At 69.0% G+C, this 24,484-nt stretch carries 16 protein-coding genes; 5 read left to right on the top strand and 11 right to left on the bottom strand.

Features of this window, described 5'->3' with window-relative positions:
• Window positions 1-2: 2 nt before the first annotated feature.
• From nrfD to AC5Y7D_RS05055, 5 genes are all read right to left on the bottom strand, one after another.
• Entirely contained in the window at window positions 3-1,076 is a 1,074-nt protein-coding gene (gene nrfD, locus AC5Y7D_RS05075; RefSeq protein ID WP_499922226.1) for an NrfD/PsrC family molybdoenzyme membrane anchor subunit, read from the bottom strand.
• Entirely contained in the window at window positions 1,073-2,029 is a 957-nt protein-coding gene (locus AC5Y7D_RS05070) for a 4Fe-4S dicluster domain-containing protein (RefSeq protein WP_499922225.1), read from the bottom strand. The genes nrfD and AC5Y7D_RS05070 overlap by 4 nt, the downstream gene beginning before the upstream one ends.
• Entirely contained in the window at window positions 2,029-5,334 is a 3,306-nt protein-coding gene (gene fdh / locus AC5Y7D_RS05065) for a formate dehydrogenase (RefSeq protein WP_499922224.1), read from the bottom strand. The genes AC5Y7D_RS05070 and fdh overlap by 1 nt, the downstream gene beginning before the upstream one ends.
• Before the next feature lie 123 nt (window positions 5,335-5,457).
• Window positions 5,458-6,498: an LLM class F420-dependent oxidoreductase gene (locus tag AC5Y7D_RS05060; protein WP_499922223.1), complete on the bottom strand. Its 1,041-nt coding sequence runs from the start codon at window positions 6,496-6,498 to the stop codon at window positions 5,458-5,460.
• 2 nt (window positions 6,499-6,500) lie between these two features.
• The gene (locus AC5Y7D_RS05055) at window positions 6,501-6,869 is read right to left on the bottom strand and encodes a nuclear transport factor 2-like protein (protein ID WP_499922441.1); all 369 of its coding nucleotides are present in this window, start codon (window positions 6,867-6,869) and stop codon (window positions 6,501-6,503) included.
• 184 nt (window positions 6,870-7,053) lie between these two features.
• Between AC5Y7D_RS05055 and AC5Y7D_RS05050 the strand changes: the two genes are divergently transcribed.
• From AC5Y7D_RS05050 to AC5Y7D_RS05040, 3 genes are read left to right on the top strand one after another with little or no spacing between them, the layout of a single operon-like run.
• Window positions 7,054-7,617 carry a PadR family transcriptional regulator gene (locus tag AC5Y7D_RS05050; protein WP_499922222.1) on the top strand — a complete coding sequence of 188 codons (564 nt, stop codon included), beginning with the start codon at window positions 7,054-7,056 and terminating at the stop codon, window positions 7,615-7,617.
• 24 nt (window positions 7,618-7,641) lie between these two features.
• A complete protein-coding gene (locus AC5Y7D_RS05045; protein WP_499922221.1) occupies window positions 7,642-8,586 on the top strand; it encodes a patatin-like phospholipase family protein in 945 nt (314 codons plus the stop codon).
• Window positions 8,583-10,064: a flavin-containing monooxygenase gene (locus tag AC5Y7D_RS05040; RefSeq protein ID WP_499922220.1), complete on the top strand. Its 1,482-nt coding sequence runs from the start codon at window positions 8,583-8,585 to the stop codon at window positions 10,062-10,064. Before AC5Y7D_RS05045 ends, AC5Y7D_RS05040 begins: the two co-directional genes overlap by 4 nt.
• Here AC5Y7D_RS05040 and AC5Y7D_RS05035 read toward each other — a convergent pair.
• The 5 genes from AC5Y7D_RS05035 to AC5Y7D_RS05015 form a co-directional block, all read right to left on the bottom strand.
• Window positions 10,030-11,115 carry a hypothetical protein gene (locus AC5Y7D_RS05035; RefSeq protein ID WP_499922219.1) on the bottom strand — a complete coding sequence of 362 codons (1,086 nt, stop codon included), beginning with the start codon at window positions 11,113-11,115 and terminating at the stop codon, window positions 10,030-10,032. The genes AC5Y7D_RS05040 and AC5Y7D_RS05035 overlap by 35 nt on opposite strands.
• A complete protein-coding gene (locus AC5Y7D_RS05030) occupies window positions 11,108-11,929 on the bottom strand; it encodes an ABC transporter permease (RefSeq protein WP_499922218.1) in 822 nt (273 codons plus the stop codon). The genes AC5Y7D_RS05035 and AC5Y7D_RS05030 overlap by 8 nt, the downstream gene beginning before the upstream one ends.
• Entirely contained in the window at window positions 11,913-12,647 is a 735-nt protein-coding gene (locus AC5Y7D_RS05025) for an ABC transporter ATP-binding protein (protein ID WP_499922440.1), read from the bottom strand. The genes AC5Y7D_RS05030 and AC5Y7D_RS05025 overlap by 17 nt, the downstream gene beginning before the upstream one ends.
• A 77-nt stretch (window positions 12,648-12,724) precedes the next feature.
• Complete coding sequence (locus AC5Y7D_RS05020) at window positions 12,725-13,747, bottom strand: ABC transporter substrate-binding protein (RefSeq protein WP_499922217.1); 1,023 nt, start codon at window positions 13,745-13,747, stop codon at window positions 12,725-12,727.
• Window positions 13,748-13,885: 138 nt separating this feature from the next.
• Window positions 13,886-16,234 (bottom strand): CehA/McbA family metallohydrolase domain-containing protein, encoded by a 2,349-nt coding sequence (locus AC5Y7D_RS05015; RefSeq protein WP_499922439.1) that lies wholly within the window; start codon window positions 16,232-16,234, stop codon window positions 13,886-13,888.
• Between the two features lie 36 nt (window positions 16,235-16,270).
• Between AC5Y7D_RS05015 and AC5Y7D_RS05010 the strand changes: the two genes are divergently transcribed.
• Window positions 16,271-17,167 (top strand): LysR family transcriptional regulator, encoded by an 897-nt coding sequence (locus AC5Y7D_RS05010; RefSeq protein WP_499922216.1) that lies wholly within the window; start codon window positions 16,271-16,273, stop codon window positions 17,165-17,167.
• Window positions 17,168-17,301: 134 nt separating this feature from the next.
• Complete coding sequence (locus AC5Y7D_RS05005; RefSeq protein WP_499922215.1) at window positions 17,302-18,519, top strand: GNAT family N-acetyltransferase; 1,218 nt, start codon at window positions 17,302-17,304, stop codon at window positions 18,517-18,519.
• A 7-nt stretch (window positions 18,520-18,526) separates the two neighbouring features.
• Here the strand turns inward: AC5Y7D_RS05005 and AC5Y7D_RS05000 are convergent, their stop codons facing one another.
• Window positions 18,527-24,280: a PE family protein gene (locus tag AC5Y7D_RS05000; protein ID WP_499922214.1), complete on the bottom strand. Its 5,754-nt coding sequence runs from the start codon at window positions 24,278-24,280 to the stop codon at window positions 18,527-18,529.
• Window positions 24,281-24,484 lie beyond the last annotated feature (204 nt).

The following is a 24,484-nucleotide window of genomic DNA, read 5'->3' as shown; positions in this document are numbered from 1 at the left end:
CTTCAACCAGCGGTCGTGATCGAGTCGTCGGTGATCCCGGCCGCCCGGCGCGCCGCCAGTCTGCGCTTCTGGGGCTCGATGGTGTAGCGGGGATCCCGTGCCGATTCCTTGCCCGCCTCGAAGAAGCCGAACCGCAGCATTGCCGAGGCGGTCAGCAGGGTCGCGCCGGACAAGGCGGCCACGCCGCGGTGGCCGCCACCGAGCAAGGCGCCCAGACCGCCTGCGGCGGCGAGTATCTCGCTCCACTGCAGCAACCTGCCGGGCGTGCCTTCGTGTAGCGGTTCTCTGGTCACCGGGTCCATCCGGTATTCGGTGAACCTGGCCGAGATCAGGTCACTGACCGCACCGATGACGGCCAGCCGGCGGGCCGGTCCGGCTTCGGCGACCGGGGTGGTGATCATCGCCAGTCCCGACGCGGCCAGGCTGGCCGAGCTGACGAAGACGAACGGCAGGTCTTTGTACGCGGCGTTCCATGTCGGGGTCGCGGTGTCGGACAACAAGACCGCGGTGTACACCGCCAGCGGCGGTGCGAAGAGCGCGGCCTCCAGGCCCGCCGGTCCCTCCACCGCGCGCAGCACCGGCCGCAGCGGACCCAGCGGCAGCCGCTCGCCGGTCAGGCGGTCGAGCTCGGATGCCGCGGCGACGCCGATGCCCGCGCTGAAGAAGCTGAGGATCCACGACCCGACGCTCATTGGCGAGGTCAGCTTGAAGGTGCGCAGCATGTTGACGAAGCGCTCCGGCCGGCCCAGGTCCTTGACCAGGGCGACCGCCCCCAGCATGACCGCGCCCAGCGCGGCCAGTCTGGTGTTGCGGCGCAACACGTTCCGACCGGTCAGCTGCGCGCCGGCGGCCAACAGGCCGGACCCGCCGGCGACGCCACCCAGAAACAGGTATGCGCCGACCTCGTGCCCCCAGGGCGCCGGCTTGACCACCGGACGCCCGTAGTACGAGGAGAACTCTGCCTCCGGCACCATCAGCGACTCGTCGCGCCGGCGCTGCTTGCCATCACCGCGCCGCCGGCGTCTCCGGCCCGACGGCTCCGGCGGCCGGAGGCTGTCGTACTCGGAAGTACTCATCGGGCTCGCCAGAAAGCCACGGCACCTGCGGCGAACATCCCCGCTGCGGCCACCCCGGCCCGTTTGAACATCTGCATCAAATCGGCGGTCGGCACCCTGGGGTCGGGCGGCAACCCGTAAACCTCGGGCTCGTCGAGCAGTAGGAACAGCGAACCGGTGCCGCCGACACCGTCGTTCTCGTTTGCGCCGTACAGGCGCGCCTCGGTAAGGCCCTGGGCATGCAGGGCGGCGACGCGAGCGCGGGCCTGCGCGAGCAGATCGTCGTGATTGCCGAACTTGATCGACGTGGTCGGGCAGGTCTGGGCACAGGCCGGTGTCTGGTCCTCGAGAAGCCGGTCGTAGCACAGCGTGCACTTCTGCGCCACGCCGGTGACGAACTCGTGCTCCGGCCGCGCCGTGCGTTTCGCCGGGGTGGCGTAGGTGCCGTCGCTGCGGCGTTCGACGACGCCGAACGGACACCCGGCCACGCAGGTGCCACACCCGTTGCAGACGTCGTCTTGCACGACGACGGTGCCGAACTCGGTGCGGAACAACGCTCCCGTGGGGCAGACGTCGAGGCAGCCGGCGTGCGTGCAGTGTTTGCAGACGTCCGAGGCCATCAGCCAACGGAACTCCGGCGTGTCAGGTGGGGTGGTATCCGCCGGTTCGGGCAGCGCGGGCATGCCCAGGTTGACCAGCGCACGCCCGGATTCGCGCGCCTCCTTGATGCGATCGCGGCCTTGCTCGATGAACGCGACATGCCGCCAGGTGCTGGCGCCAAGATGGCCGGTGTTGTCGTAGGACGAGCCGAGAATTTCCAGGTCGCCGTCGCGCGGGTTGCGGTTCCACTCCTTGCAGGCGACCTCACATGCCTTGCAGCCGATGCAGATGGAGGTGTCGGTGAAAAATCCCTTACGCGGCTTGGGATTCGGCCACCCCTTGGTGGGATCGGTCGATTCGACCAGCTGCGCCATCAGCCCTCCCGGTGCGGATCGGTCACACGGACGTCCGTCGTTATTCGAACATTGTCCGTCTCGACGGTTACCCCAGCACGCGACTGGTACTCCTCGATGAGGCGCAGCAGCGCTTCGCCCTGCGGCCGGCGGCCCGGGCGGATGTCACAGGACCCGGCCTTGGACTCCTGAATCTGCACGTTCGGGTCCAACACCACTCCGAGCAGGTCGTTGGCCGCATCGCCGCTCACCACGGCGTCGCTGCCCACACCCCAGTGGTACGGCAGCCCGATCTGATGGATGGTGTGACCGCCGATGACCAGCGGCCGCATCCGCTCGGTGACCAGTACCTTGGCCTCGATCGCCGCCCGCGGCGAGACGATCGTCGCCCAGCCGTAGGGCTGCAGACCGCGTTCGGCGGCCAGCTCCGGAGACACCTCGCAGAACATCTCCGGCTGCAACTCGGCCAGGTAGGGCAGCCACCGGCTCATCCCGCCCGCGGTGTGATGTTCGGTGAGCCGATAGGTGGTGAACACGTACGGGTACACGTCGCTGCCGGGTTCGCCGGCACTGGGCGCCCACAGATTGTCCTTGCGCGGGAACACGATTCGCGACGGGTTCTGCTGCTGCGGATATAGCGCATTGGCCACCGGCGACTCCTGCGGTTCGTAGTGGGTGGGCAGCGGGCCGTCGACCAGACCCTTGGGCGCGAACAGCCAGGCCTTGCCGTCGGCCTGCATGATGAACGGGTCGTCGCCCGCCAACGCGTCCGGCCCCCCGACGTCGGGATCCGGGCGCGCGTGCGGGTCGCGGTTGACCGGGAAGTCCGGCACATCATGTCCAAGCCACCGACCCGCCTCGGCGTCCCACCAGATGTAGCGCTTGCGCTCGCTCCACGGTTTGCCGTCCGGGTCGGCCGAGGCCCGGTTGTAGAGGATGCGGCGGTCGGCGGGCCACGCCCAGCCCCACTCCGACTGGCTCGGGCTCGGGCCGCCTTGCGGTACCCGGCGGGCGGCCTGGTTGACGCCGTCGGCGTACACACCCGAATAGATCCAGCAGCCGCAGGCCGTCGAACCGTCCGCAGCCAGCTCCGTGTAACCCGCCACCGGCTGACCCGCCTTCGAGCCGGTCAAATAGCAGCCGCTGATCTCGGCCAACACCGCCGTCGGGTCGGGTTCGCCGTGCTCGTCGGTGGGGTAGTCCCAGGTCAGGTCCAGCAGCGGGCGGTCGCGCTCGTCGGTCGATCCGGCCAGCCGTTGCCTGATGCGCTTGCCCAACTCGATGAAGAACTGCAGTTCACTCTGGCAGTCACCGGGTGGCTGCACGGCCTGGTGCCGCCACTGCACGAGACGTTGGGTCTGGGTGAAGGAGCCGGCCTTCTCGACGTGCGTAGCGGCGGGGAAGAAGAACACCTCGGTTTCGATGTCTTCGGTCTTGAGCTCACCGGAGGCGATCTCGGGTCCGTCCTTCCAGAAGGTGGCCGACTCGATCATGTTCAAGTCGCGCACTACCAGCCACTTCAGGTGCGACATGCCCATCCGCTGCATCCGGCCGTGTGCGGATCCGACGGCCGGGTTCTGGCCGAGCAGGAAATACCCGTCGACCTCGTCTTCGAGCATCGACATGACCGTCTGGTACGTGCCGTGCGGACCGGACAGCCGCGGCAGGTAGTCGAAGGCCCAGTCGTTGTCTTCGCGCGCGGCGTCGCCCCACCACGCCTTGAGCAGGCTGATCAGGTAGGCGTCGGCGTTGGCCCAGAAGCCCTTCTGATTCTTCGGGCCGACCGCCTCTATGTACTCCCGGAAGGTGTCGTGGACGCCCGCTTTGGGCATCGCCAGGTAGCCGGGCAGCAGGTTGAACAGCGTCGGGATGTCGGTGGAGCCCTGGATGGTGGCGTGCCCCCGCAGCGCCATGATGCCGCTGCCGGGGCGCCCGACATTGCCCAGCAGTAGTTGCAAAATGGTTGCGGTGCGGATGAATTGCGCACCAAGGGTGTGCTGGGTCCAGCCCACGGCGTACGCAAAGCAGGTGGTGCGCTCGCGGCCGGAGTTCTCGGTGATTGCCCGGGCCAGATAGTCGAAGTCCGCGATGCTGATGCCGCAGACGTCGCGCACCATCTCGGGGGTGTAGCGCGCGAAGTGCCGCTTGACGATCTGGAATACCGACCGTGGATGCTGCAGCGTCTCGTCACGCTGGACGCGGGCATGCGGCAACGGCGGGCCGCCGCTGCCGTGCATATCACCGGCGGCACGCGCCGCTGCGCTGGCCCCGTGTTCCAAGTCGGCCTCGTCCTCTTCCTGGCCGGCGTACGCCCAAGTGGAGAGGTCGTATTGTCCCGTTTCGGGGTCGAAACCGGAGAACAGGCCACCCAGATCCTCGCTGTCGCGGTAATCCTCATTGATCAGGGTGGCAGCGTTGGTGTAGGCGAGCACGTACTCCTTGAACCAGAGGTCTTGGCCGATCACGTAATTGATCAATGCGCCCAGCAACACGACGTCGGATCCGGCCCGAATCGGGATGTGCTTGTCCGACACCGCGGAGGTTCGGGTGAATCGTGGGTCGACGTGAATCACCTTCGCGCCGCGGGCTTTAGCCTCTTCCACCCACTGAAAGCCGACCGGGTGACACTCGGCCATGTTCGAGCCCTGGATGACGATGCAGTCCGCATTGGCCATGTCTTGCAGTGACTGGGTGGCGCCGCCGCGCCCGAACGAGGTTCCCAGACCGGGAACCGTGGCGGAGTGTCAAATACGCGCCTGGTTCTCGATCTGAATGGCGCCCGCGGCGGTGAAGAGCTTCTTGATGACGTAGTTCTCTTCGTTGTCCAGCGTCGCGCCGCCCAGTGCGGCGATCTTCATGGTGCGCCGCAGCGGGTGGCCCTTCTTGTCGATGTCCTGCCAGGCGTGGCGACGGGCTTCGACGAACCGGTCGGCGACCATGTCGATGGCCCTGTCCAGCTCCAGCGGCTCCCAATCGGTCGCGTGGGGCGCGCGGTAGAGCACTCTGACCTGCCGGCCCGGGGAATTGACGAGTTGCTCGCTGGCCGAACCTTTGGGACACAGCCGGCCCCGGGAGATGGGCGAGTCGGGGTCGCCCTCGATCTGCACGACCTTCTCATCCTTCACGTAGACCTTCTGACCGCAGCCGACCGCGCAATACGGGCAGACGCTCTGCACCATCCGGTCGGCCGTCGCCGTGCGCGGCGTGATGGCGCGGGTGTGCTTGGAGGTCACCGCGGGACCGCGACCGAAGGCGTCCCCGGATCGCAGCTGCCGGACTACGGGCCATTCCAGGAAAAGTCGCGATACGCGGTTCTTGGGAGCCATACCCCCGAACACTAGTAGGGCGCCCCCGCACGCGCGATGCGCACGGCGAAGCCGCGAGATTGCGGCCACGGTCGTGGCTCGGTGAGAGAGCACGGCCGTCGCAGCAATCTCGCGGCGGAACGGTCAGAGAGTCAACTCCCGCAGCTGTTCGATGAGCTTGACCCGCTCGGCCTGCGTCGCGGCTATCGGCGCCACGTTCAGGGTGGTGACTCCCGCCGCACGGAAGGCCGCCACCCGTTCCTTGACGAATTCTCTGGTGCCGATCAGGTTGACGTCGCGCACCAGTTCGTCGGGCACCACCTTGGCGGCGCCGTCCTTGTCGCCAGAGAGGTACAACTCCTGGATGCGGTCGGCCTGCGGCCCGTAGCCGTACTTGGTGGCCAGCGTGTGGTAGAAGTTCTTGCCCTTGGCCCCCATGCCGCCGATGTAGAGCGCCAGGTGCGGCTTGACGAATTCGCGCAGCGGCTCGACGTTCTCGCCGATCGCCAGCGTCGGGCCGGCGTACACCTCGAGCTCGCCCAGCGCGGGGTCACGCTTGGCCTTGCCTGCCGCGAGCGATGCACCCCAGACATCCTGCGCCTTCTCCGGGAGATAGAAAATCGGCTGCCAGCCCTCGGCCAGCTCGGCGGCCAGCTCGACGTTCTTGGGGCCCAGCGCGGCGATCAGGATTGGGATCCGTTCCCGGACAGGGTGATTGATGAGCTTGAGTGGCTTGCCCAGTCCGGTCCCCCGCTCGGCGGGCAACGGGATCGTGTAGTACTGCCCGTCATATTTCAGCGTCTCGCGGCGCCACACCTGACGGCAGATCTCGATGACCTCGCGGGTGCGCCCGATCGGTGCGTCGTAGGGCACCCCGTGGAAACCCTCGATCACCTGCGGGCCGGAAGCTCCCAGCCCGAGCGTGAACCGGCCGTCGGAGACATAGTCGAGCCCGGCCGCGGTCATCGCCGTCAGGGTGGGGGTCCGGGTGTAGAGCTGCAGGATGCCCGACGCCAGCTGCACGCGCTCGGTGCTGGCCGCCAGATACCCCAACGCGCTCACCGCGTCGTACGAATACGCCTCGGGCACAAAGACGATGTCGAGCCCGGCGCGTTCCAGGTCGGCCACCTCGGCGGCCACTTCCTTGAAGCCGCCGGCATAGTTGATCGCCAGTCCGATCCGCATGGTCAGCCGCCCTGCACTGGGCCTGGTGCGGAAGCGAACTCGAGCGCCTCGTCGCGGATCCGGTCGAACTGCGCGCCCATCGCCTCTTGCAGGGCCATGGCACCGGACAACGGCCGCACCATCACCATGAAGTCGTCGATCAGACCGTCCTCGTTGAAGTGCAGGAAGTCGCAGCCTGTGATCTTCTTGCCGCCCACCATCGTCTCGAACACGAACCCGTGGTCGCGGCCGTTCTCGTCGTGAATCTCGCGGACGTACCGGAAGTCCTCGAACACCCGCAACACTCCGCGCAGCAATGCCTTGGTCATCGGCTTACCGACGTACGGCTTGAACACCACCGGACTGGTGAACACCACGTCGTCGGCCAGCATCGCCTCGACGGCTTCCACGTCGTGCGCCTCGACGGCTTTACGGAAGGGGTGCTGAGTACTCACAAGGAACCTCGCAATAGTCAATTTGTTGAGTAGACCCGATCGACGCTAGATCCTGTCTCACCATATGTCCATAGGCAAATAATCACTTTGTTGAATAGGTGCATCGTTGTACTATCGGCGGATGTCGCTGCGTGACGCCGTCCTGACCGCACTTCTCGAACGCGAGTACTCGGGCTACGACCTGGCCAAGGAGTTCGACGCCTCGGTCGCGAACTTCTGGATGGCCACGCCGCAGCAGCTGTACCGCGAACTCGACCGGCTGGCCGAGCAGGGCCTGATCCAGGCGCGCATCGTCCACCAGGAACGCCGGCCCAACAAGCGCATGTTCTCGCTGACCGACGCGGGACGCGAAGCGATCCAGCAGCTCACCGGCAAGGCGCCCAAGCCGTCGATGATGCGTGACGACCTGATGATCAAGGTCGCCGCCGCAGATGCCGGTGACACCCGCGCCGTCCGGGACTCCATCGCCGAACGCCTGCAGTGGGCGCAGGCCAAGCTCGAACGCTACGAGCGGTTGCGGGCCCGGCTACTGGCCGGCCGCACCGAGGAGGAGTTCGTAGCTCAGGCCGAACGGGTCGGCCCTTACCTGACACTGCTACGTGGCATATCTTTCGAAGAAGAGAACATCCGCTGGGCCGAGCGGGCGCTGACGATCATCGAACGCAGGTCGCCGGCACGGGCATAGGTCAGCCCGGCCCCGAGGAGACCCGTGACAAAGAAGGCCTCGAAAACGGCTCTGGTGATCGGCTGCGGCGGCACGATCGGGGGCGCGTGGATCGTCGCGGCTCTGCATGCGCTGGCCGAGCAGACCGGAAGTGAACCAGGCGCGGCTGACGTCCTGCAGGGCACGTCGGCGGGCGCGGAGATCGTCACCATGCTCGGCGGCGGCGCCTCGATCGCCGACCTGGTCGCCATGCACCGCGGGCAGGCAACCGATGACAGGCTGTGCCGCCACATCCGCGACACACCGTCCGGCCTTCCGCCGCTGCCGCGGCCGCGACTGCTCAATCCGGCGTTGCTGCGATCCCGATCTGGTCTGGCCGGGCTGACCGGTATCGCGCCGACCGGCCGGGGCGATGCCGCGTGGCTGCAACGTCTGGCCGATGGGTTCCAGTCGCCCACGGGGTGGCTGAACCACCCAGACACCCGGCTGGTGGCCTACGACGTCCGGCGTGGTCACCGAGTGGCCTTCGGCGCACCTGGATCGCCCGAAGCCACTGTAGGAGAAGCGCTTCGGGCATCATGGGCCATTCCCGGGTGGATGCCGCCGGTGGGCGTGGGCCCGCACACCTATGTCGACGGCGGCGCGGCCTCGACGGCCTCGGTGGATCTCGTCGGCCCGGCGGACGCCACCGTCATCTACGTCATCGCGCCCATGGCGTCGGCACCCGGTGTGCGGGTGCCCGGGATCGGCGGCGTGCTCGAAGACCGATTACTGCGACGCCCTATGTCAACGGGACTGTGGGCCGAGATCGCCGCCGCGCGGGCCAGGGGGCAGCGTGTGGTCCCGATCGTGCCGACGGTCACCGACCTGGCCGGCCTCGGCCCCAACTTCATGAACCGTGCCCGCCGGCGGGACGCATTCGAGGCGGCGATGACCACAGCACCCGACACCGTGCGGCACGCGCTGGCCCACAGCGAGTTTGACGCATGACGAGGGAGCCACGAGTGGTGATCATCGGCGCGGGTATGGCCGGTATCACCGCACTGCAGGTCTTCACCGAGCGCGGCTTCTCCGACGTCACGGTGTTGGAGAAGGCTTCCGATGTCGGCGGCGTGTGGCACTGGAATCGGTACCCGGGTCTGCGCTGCGACGTGCCCTCGCAGCTCTACCAGTTCGGCTGGGCGCCAAAGCCGGACTGGTCGCACATCTGGGCCGAGGGAGCCGACATACAGCGCTACCACCGCGATGTCGTGAACTCACTCGGATTGGGCGACCGGATTCAGTTGAACACCGAAGTCGTTGCCGCACAGTGGAATGAAGACCGTGCCGGCTGGACGCTGGTGACACGCGCCGGCGGCGAGATCGAGGCCGACGTGGTCGTCTGCGCCACCGGGGTGCTGCATCATCCCGCGGTCCCGGACATCCCGGGCCTCGACCAATACCCCGGCCCGGTGCTGCACACCGCGCGCTGGGACGACGCCGTCGAAACCGACGGCAGGCACATCGCGGTGATCGGAACCGGTTCCACCGGCGTGCAGATCGTCTCCGCGCTGCAGCCGGGCGCCGCCTCGATCTCCCACTACGTCCGCTCGCCGCAGTGGATTCTGTGGGCGCCGATGTCGTTGCGCCAGAGCGCTTTTGTCGGTGCCGCACTGCGACGGTTCCCCGGCGGTCACGAACGGCTGTATCGGACACTGCTGTGGGCATCTGGAATTCTCGCCGACGTCACCACCCGTCCGTCGTGGCGGCGGCGCATGGTACACAGGTATGCCCGGCTGTGCCTGCGCCTGCAGGTGCGCGACGAAGAGCTGCGGGAGAAGTTGACGCCGGACTACCAGCCGCTGTGCAAACGTCAGGTGGTCTCCGGGACTTACTACCGCTCAATACAATCCGACAATGCGGAGCTGGTGACCGACCGGGTCACGGCGGTGACCCCGACCGGGATCCGAACGGCCGACGGCCGAGACCGGCCCGCCGATGTGATCGTACTGGCCACCGGATTCCTGGCGCACAACTACATGCGGCCCATAGAGATCACCGGGCGTGACGGCTTGACCATCGACAAGGCGTGGGCGGGCGGACCGCGGGCCTACCGGATGACCGCAATTCCCGGATTTCCCAACCTGTTCACCGTGCTCGGCCCCAACTCCCCCACTGGATCCATCTCGCTGCAGTACTCAGCCGAGCGAACATCCCACTACATCGCGCGTTTTCTGGAGATGTTGCGCGACGGTGCGGCGTCGTCCGTCGAAGTGACCGAGGAAGCGACCGACGAGTTCAATGCCGCCGTGGCAGAAGCGATGACGCCGACCGTGTGGAACACCGGCTGCAACTCGTGGTACTTCACCGAAGGCAACGCGATCGATCTGTGGCCGTGGGACCGCGGGACCTTGACAACCATGCTGGCGGCACCGGACCCGGCGCACTTCGATATCAGGCCGGCCAGTGGAACGGTCGGGGCAGAGTGATCATGCGTTCGGCCGGGCGATACCAGCCCTGGGCGGCGTGCTGGTCGGTGTGCAGGTAGCACTGCACGCGTACTTCGGTGCTGCCGGGCGTGAAGGTCAGCAGCCTGCTGACCGGTAAGGTGGTCAGCGGCATGTGATGCCGGCTCAGTGACGCAACGTTGAGAAACCATGTTCCCCAGCGTCTTTCGATGTGAGTCTTCGCCCCGTGCCGGTCGTCGGGATGGGTGTGGGTATGGCCGGCCAGCCACATGGCAACCCGGCCCGGCTGCTCGGCCAGGAACGACTCGAACTGAGCCGAGTCCGGCCGGCTGTCCACCCAGTAGAGGAACGACGCACCCTGGGGCGTGCCTTGGGCGAAGGGACGGTGGTAGTGCTCGTGCCACTGCCCGTCGGCTCCCTTGCGGACACCTTCCCATTCCCCGGAGGCGACGGTGGTGTCCTTCAGTACGTAGTGATGCACGGAGATGATGTTGTGGTCCGGGTGCGCGGCGACCATGCGCTTCCACCACCGAAACGTCTCACCGCTGACCACTCCGCCGGGGTTGCCGCCCAAGGTGCCACGTCCCACCTGTTGGGTCGGCTCATTGCGGTCGCTCATCATCAGGAACAGCAGGTTTCCCACCTGGAACGAATAGCGCTCCCAGGTACCGGTGACCGCGTAGCGCCGAGCTCGCGGGTCCACCCCGGAGCTCTCGGTGTGCTCACCGAGCGGATCGATCCACTTACGCCACCACCAGGCCTCATTCTCGTCGAGGCCGCTGCGGTCGTGGTTGCCGCACACGCTGTACACGTCCTCGCGACGGTGGCGGCGCAGGGCGCCGAACTGCCTTCGCACTTCTTGTCCTTCGGCGTCGTCAGGCAGGCTGTGATGGGCCCCCGACATGTCTCCGACGTCGACGGCGAGATCCCACTCGAACGCCGGCCCGCCATGCTGTCCTCCGCATTCGCTGTGAACGATGGCTTCCGCCAGGCTCTCTCGGCCGTACTGCTTATCGGTACCCACATGAGCATCGCCGAAGGCCCACAACCGAAAGGGCCGGCTGCTATGCATCGCGGTCGTTCAGCAGACCCCACCGCCGGCGGACCGCACGGTCCAGCATGCTGAATAAGGCGTCGACGACGATGCCGATGGCCAGGATGACGATCATGATCGAGATCGCCGAAGGCATGTCACTGAGGTTCTGGGCGTTCTCCAACAGCACTCCGATCGATGAGGTGTTGGCGACCAGCACCACGAGTTCGCCGGCCATCAGGCTGCGCCAGGCGAAGGCCCATCCCTGTTTGAGGCCGGCGACGACCATCGGTAGCGCAGCGGGAAGGATCACAAAGCGATACAAAGCGACCGACCGTAGCTGCATCGTCGCCGCGGCACGCAGCAGCAGCGGCGAGGTGTGGTCGACGCCCGAGATGACCCCGAGGGCCACGGCGGGTACAGCACCAATCACAATGACGAAGAGGATCGCCGAGTTGTCGAGGCCGAGGAAGATGATCGCGAACGGAAACCATGCGATCGCCGGCATGGTCTGCAGGCCGGTGATCAACGGTCCGAAAGCGGCCCTCGCCAACGGGTTCCGCGCGATGAGCGCGCCGATCAACGAACCGATCGCCGCGGCCAGCGCAAAACCGGTCATCGCGCGGCCCATCGTCGTTCCCACAGCGTCCCACAGGAGCGCCCCCTGCATCTGGCGCCACAGGTTTTCGCCGACTGCGGCCGGGCCGGGCAGCACGTAGGACGGTTTCCACCCGCTCAACACGACCAGCTGCCAGAGGGCCACAACGGTGCCGATGCCGACCATCTTGGGCCAAAGGGTGGCGGCGATGCGGTGCGCTGCACCAGCGCTGTGCAGATCAGATTTCGTCGACACGTGCGCTCCGATTGAGTTGCTCGGTGATGTGAGCAGCCAATTCCGCGACCTCCGCGGTGTTGATGTCGCGCGGCCGGGGTATCGCGACGGTGAACTCCTCGACGACGTCGGCGGGCCGTGCGCTCAGCAACACCACACGGTCCGCCAGGCGTACCGCCTCCCGCACATTGTGGGTGACGAAGACGACGGTGAGGCTGCGGTTCACAACGATCCGTTCCAGTTCTCCCTGCAGTCGGTCGCGCGTCAACGCATCCAGGGCGGCGAACGGTTCGTCCATCAGCAGGACGTCCGCTTCCTGGGCTAGAGCACGCGCCAGCGCCACCCGCTGCTGCATGCCTCCGGACAGCTGGTGCGGCCGCTTGTCGGCGAAGTCGGCCAGTCCCACGGTGTGCAGCAATTCGCTGGCCCGTGCGCGTCGTTGGCGGCGGGGAACGGCTTTGGCCCGCAGTGCCAGCTCGACGTTGCCTGCGGCACTCAGCCAGGGGAACAATGCCGGCTCCTGAAACATCATGGCGATGCGGTGGTCACCGGTCTCCACCAGACCGGACGTCGGCTTGTCGAGCTTGGCGATCAGCGACAGCAGCGTGCTCTTGCCACACCCGGAGACGCCCACCACACAGACGAATTCGCCACGGTCGACCGTCAATGACAGTGGACCCAAAGCCTCGACGAGCGCCCGGCCCTTCCCGTAACGCTTCGCGACCCGGTCAAGGCGAATTGCCGGCGAATTGCCGCGCTGGAACGGCTCGGCCGAGGCGAAGTTCGTCAAGGGAACACCTTGTCGCGCGGCCGTCGTCACGCCGCCACCGGCGGCTGGCCGACGGCCGCGAGTTCACGGTTCAGAAGGCTGAGTTCGAAGATGCCGTCAAGATTGAGCGGCTGCAGCAGACCTACCGAAACCGCCTTCCGCACTTGATCGTTGAGTGACTGCACGCCGGGGTCATTGGTGAAAGTGGTTTCCTGGAATGACGCGGTGAGCACGTCGGATGCGAGTCCGGCGCCCAGTGCTTTGATCAACGTGGCATTGGCGGACCGTGCGGCACCCTCGGGATCCTTGTGGATGGTGTCATTGGCCTGGATCTGACCTCGAACCAGACCGGCAACCACGTCTGGGTGAGCAGCCAGAAATTCCTGTCGGACCACCAGGATGGTGATGGTATTCGAGTCTGACCACAGCCGGGTGCCCCCTGCCTTGACCAGCTGCACATCGTAGGGCGCGGAAACGATGGCGCCCGCGATCTGATTGCTGATGAACTGCTGGACGATGCCTGACTCGGGGGTCGTCGGCTTGATGGTGACATCGCCACCGCCCTGGGGATTCGTTTTCAACCCGTTCTTGCGCAGCCAGTCCCGAACACTGACATCCTGCGCACCCCCGAGAGCGGGATCGGCGATCGTCTTTCCGCGCAGGTCCTCCGCGGAGTTGATGCCGGGCTTGACCACCATCGAAGTGCCGCCGGTCGCCGAACCCGAAATGATCTTGATCGCGGTGCCATTGGACCGCTGCCAGGCGTTGAATGCCGGATTGGGGCCGACGAACGCCGCATCAAGTTGACCGGAGAGCAATGCCGTGGTCTCCGCGGTGCCCTGGCTGAATGCCTGCGGCTGAAATTTGACCTGGGCTCCCAGGTTCCTGGCAAACGCTCCGTTGTCGATGCCGATCAAGGCGGAGGCGTGGGTAATTCGGGTCAGGTAACCCAGCCGCAGCGTGACCCCTGACGAGTTCGACGTTGGGGCGTTGCCACTACACGCGGCAAGCACAGCGGCCAGGGTGATTGCAGATACCGCTGCGGCATGAGCAATCTTGGGAATATGCATCGGTTCTCCCGAAAAAGGTCAGAGACAGGGCCGCTCGCGACGGCACGATACGTTGGCCGCCGGATGCCGGTGGACAGGCCGCGCGGGTGACGCGACCGAAGTCCACGTGTCGGCGCCTGGTGAGCGCGGGTTGATCCATCACTTCTCCTGTGGTCGAGCGAAGAAGAGCGGGCTGGTCCAGACCTGATGTCCGTCGGATTGCCTGGCTCGCAGATACACCGCGCTGCGCTCACGTGGTAATTGCAGCATCACGCTGCCGGTAAGCACGCAGGGTAGAGCCCGCGACTCGGCGATGCGTTCGGCGCGGATCCGCAGGTTCAGTCCGCCGGCAAGCTGCTCATGGAACGACTGCGCGATCAGTTCCGAGCCGGTCACGGCCATGGTCGATCGATGGTCGTCTTCGAGCACCGTTGTCTCTATCGCCAGCCGCGCCTGCGCCAGGTCACTCAGGCTCAACACGAAGCCGATGTCGGAGCCGTAGGTCGTGGTACGCCAGCTGACGCCCGAACCGTCAGCCTCGATGAGCTGCTCGGGATGGGTTGCCGCCCAAGACGTCACGGAATTGATGCGGGCGCCGGCGACGCTCAGGCGCCCTGCCCAGCTAGCCCAGCGGTAGCGGTCTCGGTGCCGCGCACCGCCCCAGCGAATTCGCACCAGCGACTCCGACAGGCCCGCCTCGACTTGCAGATCTCGGCGCAACAGTGGACCGCGCGTGTCGTAGAGAACCATCTCTTCCCAGCCCGCACTGCCATACAAAGCGTACTCAATGTTGAATTCATCTGCGGCGGTGAGGATCTCGTCTCCCATCCAGTTACTGCCACTGCGTAGCAGTGCGACCGAGCGGCTGCCGGTGGTCGCCCAGGTGCGGCGAGCACGCAGAGCATGACCGACATGTTCGGCGGTGAGACTGCCGGCGAGCACGCCGGTCAGACCACCGAACCCCCCGAAGATGTTGGCTCCGGGCGCACCGCCGCCCGGGCGGCCACGGTGCTCGTCGCTGGCGGCGCTCGCACCGACTTTGAGTCCGCGGGCCAGTGCATCTTCGAGGAACCATGGGCTGCTGCCCCAGGTCGAGTGGACCTCTACGAGGCGCTCCAGTTCGGGGTGGTGCCAGTCCAGGATGGCGCGGCGGCCTCCGACATGAGGGATCAAAAGGTAAGAGTCGGGCTCTTTCTCGTAAGCCGCGTACAGTTCGGTGATCGGCCAGGTCTGCGGTGTCGGCGCGCTGGCCGTCATTCCCTGCCGCCATTCCAGGGACCGCGCGATGGTGGTGTCCTCGCCGAGGAACACGACATTGTGATCGCCGCCCACGCCGGCGGTTCCGCACCACTCCACCCCGGGGAAGCAGACGAACGCGCCGTCCCGTGCGACGGCTCGACAGGCCGCCACCACATCGGCCCATGCGCCGTCGGTGATCTGAAAGTCATTGGCGGTGTAGCCAAGAATGTCCAGGCCGCCGATGTCCCGGCCGTAGCGCAGGTTCCAGTCCGTGCTCTGCGTTCCGACGGTATCGTTGGAGTGGACGTGCAGATCAGCGAAATATCCTTGTGGCGCAGGGAGATCCGCGACGACGTCGATCAGGGCGGTGGCGGGTCCGTAGGTAGCGGCGCAGGTGTGTGCGCTCACCTCGACGCCCCCCGGTCGGGCCGGCACCTGCAACGTGACGTGCGCCCAGCCGGTCGCCGGCGTCGTTGCGCTGGTGATGTTCTCGCCGTCGGCATCGGCGCGGAACGTCGCGGCGACGTCACGGCAGACGTTGCCCCAGCGGTCCTGCAGGTGCGCCCGCAGGTGTGTGACCGTCTGGTTCGGTCCGACTACGCGCGGTCCGTGTACCACCAGATTCGCGGGCGGACCGGCGACGATGGCCACTTTGGTAACCGCGGCGTGGGCCATTCGGGAGGTGCCGAGCGGATCGACGAACAGGTGCACCTCGAACTCATCTTCGATGAAGGTCTGCGCGCGGGTCCCTGGTCCGCCGAATCGCCGGTCCCCGAATCGGATCTCCACGACGTCTCCGGGCCGCAGATAGCCGTCGACCACGTGCACCAGCAGTGACTTTTGGAAGGGCCGCTCACCGCCTTTCACGTCGTAGCGAGTGGCCAGTCGGCGAGCCGTCCCTTCTTCGGATGCACCGCCCAGCAGCGACCGACTAGCCACGGACGCGGTCGCGTAATCGCGTCCGGCGGCATCGGAGGTCTGCAGATCCCAGTCGGAGTAGTAGCGGAAGCACAGTTTCAACCAGCCGCTGTCGGCGATACCGGATTGCCCGACGGTGTAGGTGAAGATGAGTTCTTCGATCGCTCCGGCGGTGACCTGCTTGGTTTGACAGGTCAAGGTCCCCAGAAACGGCAGCGTTGCCAACTCTGCGGTGATGCGGTCGCGCACTTCGACCGACGAGCAGTCGCTGGCCCTGAACTTACCGGTCGGGCGCACGACGACAGACACGACGTCAATTGTCCGGCCACTGCACTTAGCCGTCCAGCGCATAGATCTGATGTCATCAATCATCAATAATGATTAATCGTGAACGTGCAGCAGCTGCGTTACGTCCTCGCCGTGGCCGAAACCCGCAGCTTCACCCGAGCCGCCGATGGACTGTTTGTCGTGCAATCCGCGCTGAGCCAACAGGTGCGCAAGCTCGAAGACGAGCTGGGCGTGCGAATCTTCAATCGCACCACCCGCTCTGTCTCCCTGACGCCGGCCGGAGAGGCGCTGACACCGCTGATGCACCAGATCATCGCCGGGGTGGATCAGCTTGCCATCGACGCCCAGGCGTTACGCGGCACGGTGAGCGGCCGGCTCGCCGTTGGGATGATGGAAATCCCGTCGGAAAGGCTGGACGTCGCCGCGCTCATGGCTACCTTCCATGCCTGCTACCCCGACGTCACCGTCACACTGCGCAGTGGTGGCAGCGACTCGCTGGTTCAAGCCACCCGCGAACGCAAACTCGATGTGGCGATCGTGGGATCCAACACCATCCGGTCCGCCGACCTGGCGTGTCAGCATCTGTTCGCTGAGTCGCTCGTTGCAGTACTGCCGGTGACCCATCAACTCGCCGCAAAACCCTCGGTCACGCTGGACTTACTGGCACAGCTTCCCTTCATCGACTTCCCGCCGGGCTACGGGCTGCGGCGTGAGACCGACCGCGGGTTCGCCGCGGTGCGGCGTCATGTCGCATTCGAAGTCACCCGCGTCGACGAGGTGATCCACTTCGTCTGCCAGAACCTCGGTGTGGCGTTACTGCCCGAGTCGGTGGCGCACAGCCGAGCCCAGACGAATCCAACGCTGGTGCTATTACCCGTGCGCGGTGCGGATCTACGTCGGGAGGTTCACCTGGTGGCGCCGCAGACTCAGCTCCAATCGGCTGCCACCCAGGCGTTCATCCGGTGTGTGCACGAGCACATCAGTCCCCGGGGCTGACGGAGCCGGTCCGGTCGTGCCGCAGCGGCGATGTAGCGCCGGTCTGCGCTTGGGCCGACCGATCTGCATGGGCTCGCCGTCTTGCAACGCTGGACCTGTCAAACCGCGGCACGGCCAACAGGGATGATGGCCAGATGAGCTGCGACATCCGCGTCCTCGAGCACGAGGACGAACTCCTGGCTGCTGCGAGGGTCTTTCGCACTGCCATGATCGGAATCCCGCCCCTGTCGAACATGCAACCCGGGCAGATCACCACACTGCTCGAGCCGGGCCGCACCCTCGGTGCCTACGTCGGCGACCACTTGATCGGCACCGCCGATGCGGTAACCAGCCGGCTGACGCTTCCGGGCGGTACGACGGTCAGCCACGCCGCGGTGACGCACGTCGGGGTACTGCCGTCCTTCACCCGCCGGGGTCTGGCCACCGGCCTGGTTCACCATCAACTGCGCGACTTCGCCGCCCGCGGTGAGGTGGTCGCGACACTGCGCGCATCAGAGGCGACGATCTACGGTCGCTACGGCTACGGCGTGGCGAGTTCGACGCAGACCGTCGAAGTCCAGACCGCACGTGCGGCGCTGCGCCCGGACGTCGCGGCCGGCGGCCCGGTGCGGCTACTCGAGGCGGCCGACGCGTGGGACACCCTGTCCCGCATCTACTCCGAGCATCGACCCGCTCGTCCCGGCACCATCGACCGCCCGGCGGTGTGGTGGCAGGCACGCCGGCTGCGCAGCGAATCCTCGCCCGGCCCAGACTATGTCGCCGTACACGGAATGCCCGGGGCAGAGTCCGGGTTCGCCCGATATCGTCCGATCGACACCGAGAAATGGTTCATCAGTGACCAACGCACCATCGTCGTCGAAGACTTCTTCGCACCCACCGCCGATGCGTACCTCGGATTGCTCCGTTTCCTGTTCGGCCTGGATCTCGTTGACCGCGTGATGTTTTGGATGTTGCCGGTCGACGATCCGATGCCCCTGCTGCTGGTGGACCGGCGCGCGGCGAAGGTCACCGCAGTACACGACGAGACCTGGCTGCGCGTCATCGACGTGCGCCGGGCGCTGGCCGCACGGAGTTACGCCGGCGACAAGACCATCGTCGTTTCGGTCACCGACCCACTGCTGCGGGATAATTCGGCCACCTTCATCATCAGCGCCGACGGAGCCGCGCCGACCGACCAGCGGCCCGAGCTGCACGTCGGCATCGAAGGACTCGGTACCGTGCTGCTCGGCGGGGCAACCTGGCAGACCCTCGCAGTCGCCGGCATGGTCCAGGCAGAGGACGCCGCCGCGCTCGCCGCCGCCGACCGACTGTTCGCGGTGCCCGAGGCTCCGTACGCCGGCTTCTACTTCTGAGGACGCTTTAGGACGCGATTCCGTCGGCCCCGTCATCGCCCGGCAGACCAGCAGGGGGACCACCCGTTCCGCCTTTGCCACCTACGCCGGGCGTGGCGTTGGCCAAGACGGCAGAGTGGGCGTTGCCGCCGCCTCCGCCGAACCCGCCCTGGACGTTCGTCGCCGAGCTGTCGCCGCCACCGCCGCCGTTGCCACCGTTGGCAGCCCCCGTCCCGCTGGTGGAGGCTGCGCCGCCACCAGCGCCCGTCCCACCGATAGCGCCGTCGCCGCCTGACCCGCCGGCACCCGCAGTGGCGGTCGCTGTCGACGAGATATTTGAGATGGTTGCGGCGCCGCCATTGCCGCCCGTCCCGCCGCTGCCGGTGGTGCCGGCGCCCCCTGCGGCTCCGGTTCCGCCGGTGACATTGCCGATTCCATTGGTGCTCGCCGCACCACCGCTTCCGCCTAGCCCGCCGGTGCCGCCGTCGCCGCCAATCCCACCGTCGCCTCCGATTGCGGTCGCGGCGCCCCCGCCGCTGATCTGGGCTAGGCCGCCATTTCCGCCCGCGCCGCCGGTGGTGCCGGTAGCGCCAACCCCGCCGTTGCCGCCGGTGGCGGTACCCGTAGACGCGCTGTTGAAGATGGTCGCGGCGCCGCCCAAGCCCCCGTTTCCGCCGGTGCCGGTGAGGCCACCGCTGGCTCCGGCCGCTCCGTTGCCGCCGGTCACGTTCCCGGTGCCGCTACTGAACGCGCTACCGCCGCTGCCGCCAAAGCCCCCACCAGCGGCGCCGACTGCGCCGGCCCCGCCGCTGCCGCCGGTGGCGCTACCCGCAGAGGCGGTGTCGCTGATGGTCGCGGTGCCGCCGAGCCCGCCGGACCCGCCCACGCCGGTGGTCCCGCCGGTGCCACCAGCACCCGCCGCGCCACCGGTGGCGTTCCCGGTCCCAGTCCCGGACTGGATCGCATTACCGCCGCTACCGCCGCGTCCGCCGGTGCCGGTGGTGGCGTCCCCGCCGACTCCGCCGGTGCCACCGACGGCGTTAGCCGTGGCGCTGTTGGTCTGTGCGTTGCCGCCGGCCCCACCGCGGCCCTGCGCCACCAGGGAGTTGTCGACGCCATCGCCGCCCGCTCCGCCGGCGCCGCCGACTGGGGCCACCGTCGAGGCGCTGTTGCTGACTTGCGCATTGCCGCCGCGCCCACCGGCGCCTCCGCCGCCGGTGAGGCCATTGCCACCTTTGCCGCCGGTGCCGGGCGTGACGCCGCCAAGTCCGCTGGTAAGCGCCGTACCAGCGTTTCCGCCGTCACCGCCGGTGGCGCCGGCGCCGCCGTCCCCGCCGTCCCCGCCGGTGGCGGTACCCGAAGAGGCGGTGTTGCTGATGCTCCCGCCGCCGCCGGCACCGCCGGCACCGCCCTTGCCGGTGCTGCCGCCACCGCCGAGCCCGCCGTCGCCGCCGACGACGTTCCCGGTTCCGGTGTGACCCGCAGCACCGCCGCCCCCACCGTTGCCGCCGACGGCGCCGGCACCGCCGGCCCCGCCGTCGCCACCGTGGGCCGCCGCCGTAGCGGCGATGTTGTTGATGGACACTGCGCCGCCGGCACCGCCTGAGCCGCCGTTCCCGCCGGCGGTACCGTGGCCGGCGACGCCGCCCACCCCGCCGGTGGCCGCTCCCGTTCCGGGGGTGTTCACGACGCCGCCGTTGCCGCCGTTACCGCCGTTACCGGTGGTGCCGTCCCCGCCGGACCCGCCGGCGCCGCTGGTGACGGATCCCGTTCCCTCATTCGACGCAAAGCCGCCGGCGCCGCCGTTGCCGCCAGTGACGCCATCCCCACCGGCGCCGCCGCTGCCGCTGGTAGCGCTGCCCGTTGAGGCCGTGCCGAGAACGGTCACCTGGCCGCCGTTGCCACCGGAACCACCGGCGCCGGTGGTTCCGCCACTTCCGCCAGCTCCACCGTTACCGCCGATCGCCTTCCCGCTTCCGGGGGAGCTGAATGAACCTACGGTGGCGCCACCTCCGCTTGCCCCGTTTCCACCGCCCCCGGGACCCTTCCCACCGTTGCCGCCGGCGCCGCCGATCGCGTTCCCGGAACCCCCAAGGGCCATCGCGGCACCCCCGCCGAATCCTCCTGCCCCGCCGGTAGTCCCGTCACCACCGGCGCCCCCATTGCCGCCGGCGGCGGTGCCCGTCGCGGCGGCATTGGTGACACTCGCGAGGCCGCCTGATCCGCCGCCCCCACCGATGCCGGTGGTGCCGGCGCCACCGGCTCCGCCATTGCCCGCGGTCGCGGAGCCCTTGCCGGTGGTCGTCGCTCCGCCGCCGATACCGCCATCCCCGCCCGCCACACCGGCACCTCCGGCACCCGCGTTGCCGGCGGTCGCGGTGGCTGTCGAGGCGCTGTTGGTGATGCTCGCGGTCCCGCCGCCCCCGCCGTTGCCTCCGTTGCCGGTGCCGCCGTCGCCGCCCGAGCCGCCGGCTCCGCCGGTGGCGCTTCCGGTTCCGTTCGTCGACGCCGCGCCGCCCGCGCCGCCGCCCCCGCCGGTGGTGGCGCCGTGACCGCCGGCCCCGCCGGCACCGGCGGTGGCACTAGTCGTGGCCCCGCTGTTTCCGATGATGGCGTTGCCGCCCGACCCGCCGTTCCCGCCCGCGCCGGCGCTGCCGGTGCCGCCCGCCCCGCCCACACCGCCGGTGGAACTTCCGGTGCCTTGGTTGGACGCGCCACCGGCGCCACCGCCGTTCCCCCCGATGTCACCGTCACCGCCGGCCCCGCCATGACCGCCGACGGAGGTACCGGTAGCGGCGCCGTTGCCGATGTTCGATCCTCCGCCGAATCCGCCGGCTCCGCCCGCGGCGGCCTTGCCGGTGCTGTTGCCGCCCGCACCGCCGCTGCCGCCGGTTGCGCTTCCGGTCCCAGACGTCTGCGCCAAACCACCATCACCGCCGCGCCCGGCGACCGCGCCGTCGCCGCCGCGCCCACCGTTGCCGCCCGTGATGGATACCGTCGAGGACGCACCAAAGACTTGCGCGACGCCGCCTTGGCCACCGATATTGCCGGTGCCCGTGGTGCCGCCACCGCCACCGTTTCCGCCGGCGCCGGCCACTCCCGTCCCGCTGCCGACCATCGTCACGGACCCGCCGCTCCCGCCTTCTCCGCCGAGCGTGGTGCCGGTGCCGCCGGCGCCGCCGTTGCCACCGAACGCGTTTCCGGATCCCCCGATGTCGACGGACGCAGAACCGCCAGTTCCCCCTCTGCCGCCGGAGGTACCGGAACCGCCGTTGCCGCCGTTGCCGGCGGTGGCGGTGCCCGAGGAGCCCGCACCGTTAAGACGCGCACCGCCGCCGGTGCCACCGGCCCCGCCGGTGCCGGTGGCGGTGTTGGTGCCGTCCGCCCCCGCGCCGCCGATCGCGTTCCCTATTCCGTTGTTGGCCGCGTCGCCGCCGCCGCCGCCGGTGCCGCCACCGGCCGCGCCGACGCCACCGACCCCGCCCTTGCCCCCGGTGGCGGTGCCCGCGGACGCGGTGTTGGTGATGGTCGCGTTGCCGCCGCGCCCGCCGACCCCGGCTTGGCCGGTGCTGCCGTCGCCGCCGGCCCCGCCGGCGCCGCCGGTCGCCCCGGCGGTAGCGCTGGTGGTCTGTGCGTCACCGCCGGCCCCACCGGCGCCCACCAAGCCGACGTTGTTGACGCCGGCCCCGGCCGCGCCGCCCATACCGCCCACCGCGGTCACCGTCGAGGCGCTGTTGTTGATGGTCGCGTTGCCGCCGCGGCCGCCGATTCCACCGCCCCCTGTGCTGGCGGTGCCGCCAGCGCCGCCTTTGCCCGCGGTGAGGTTGCCCAAGCCGCTGGTAGTCGCCGCACCGCCGGCGCCGCCGTTTCCGCCGGTGGTGCCGCTACCGCCCGCACCACCGGCACCCGCGCTGGCGGTACCGGTCGAGACGGCATTGTTGATGGTCGCGGCACCGCCGGCGCCGCCGTTGCCCCCGGTGCCGGTCGGCCCGCCACTGGCGCCGGCCGCGCCGGCGCCGCCGGTGGCGTTCCCGGTGCCGTTGTTGGTCGCCGCCCCGCCGGCTCCGCCGTTGCCGCCGCCGGCGGCCCCGGTGCCGCCGACCGCTCCGGCGCCGCCGGTGGCGTTCCCGGTCCCGTTGTTGGTCGCCGCACCGCCCGCCCCGCCGTTGCCGCCGCGACCGTTCACCGTGGACCCGCCGGCGCCGCCGGCGCCGGCTACCGCGTTGCCCGGCCCCTGGTTGAGCCCAACGCCACCCGCGCCGCCGTCACCGCCGGCGCCGCTGCCGGTGCCGTTGCCGCCCTGGCCGCCATCACCGCCGACGCCGGCGATCACCCCGCTGGTGCCGCCGGCCCCGCCGGCGCCGCCATTGGCCCCGGCACCGCCCGGGGCGGCGTTGCCGCCGGCACCGCCGGTACCGCCGCTGCCGTAGCTGCCGCCGTTGCCGCCGGCCCCGCCCGCGCCGCCGGGCGTGCCGGCGACTGCCAGCGAGGCGTCGTAGCCCTGGCCGCCGGCGCCTCCGTTTCCGCCGTTTCCGGGGATGATCGCTCCGATGGCGCCGGTCGCACCGGCACCGGCGCCGGGACCGCCGGCCGCCCCGCCCGTGCCGCCGACGCCGACGTTGCCGGGATCGCCGCCGTTGCCTCCGACACCTGCGACGGAGCTGGCGCTGCCGGGCCCACCCGTGCCGCCGTTGCCGGGTGCCCCGGCGTTCCCACCGGCACCGCCGGCCCCGCCGTAACCGTTGGCTCCCGCCTGGCCGAACCAGGCCGAACCCTGCCCGCCGGCCCCGCCCATGCCGCCGTTTCCGCCGTCGCCGCCGGTACCGCTGTTGCCGCCGGTACCGCCGGCAGCGCCCACATTGGTGTTGTCCCAGCCGGCCCCGCCGATGCCGCCGGTTCCGCCCACCCCGCCCACACCGCCCTGGCCACCGGCGCCGCCCACGCCGTACACCAGCCCACCTTTTCCGCCCGCCCCACCCATACCCGCGTTACCACCGGCGCCGCCGGGACCACCGGTGCCGCCACCCGGCACCATCGCCGTACCCGCGGCCCCCGCGGTTCCGGTTGCCCCGGCCGCCCCGGCCCCGCCCGCACCGCCGGCCCCACCGTGGCCGTAGAGCAACGCGCTACCACCGGCACCGCCGATACCGCCGCTGACGCTGGCACCCCCGATCCCGCCCGCACCCCCGGCCCCACCGTTGCCCCACAGCCACCCGCCGGCGCCGCCGACACCACCATTGCCACCGCCGACACCGCCGACACCGCCGACACCGCCCGCGCCGATCAGCCCGGCGGCTCCGCCGGCGCCGCCGGCCTGCCCCGGCGCACCCGATCCCCCATTGCCGCCGTTGCCCCATAGGATCCCGCCACCACCGCCGGCCTGCCCGGTCCCCGGGGCGCCGTCAGTGCCCGGGCCGATCAGCGGACGTCCCAGCAGTAGGTTGGTCGGCGCATTGATCACCCCCAGCACGGCATCCTCGAAGGCCTGCAACGGCGACACGCTGGCGGCCTCCGCGGCGGCATACGACGCGCCCGTTCCGGCCAGTGCCTGAACAAACCGCGCGTGAAACGCCGCGACCTGTGCGCTGGTCGCCTGATATTCCTGAGCATGGCTGGAGAACAGCGCGGCGATCGCCGCCGACACCTCATCGGCGGCGGCGACCGCCAGCCCCGAGGTCGACAGCGCGGCCGCGACGTTCGCATCACGCAACGATGCGGTGATGCCCGCGGCATCCGCGGCCGCCGTCGCCAACAAGTCTGGAACTGCGATCACGTACGACATGCCGGGGCTCCCGCCTAGCTAGTCACGAATGATTCGGGACGTTGATATCCACGAAAGACTCGAATGGTATCGCACCGCAGGGGCATTTTCCGGGGATCTTCGTTCGTCGTTTTGAATTTATTGTCAATGTGCGCAGTCCCACGCCGGCGATTGCTTCGAGTCTCGACTCGCTCCACGTCGCGTGCCGACCACAGCAACCCGCCG

It is taken from the genome of Mycobacterium sp. NGS49 (assembly GCF_059812565.1).
This window is presented reverse-complemented; position numbering and strand designations above follow the sequence as displayed.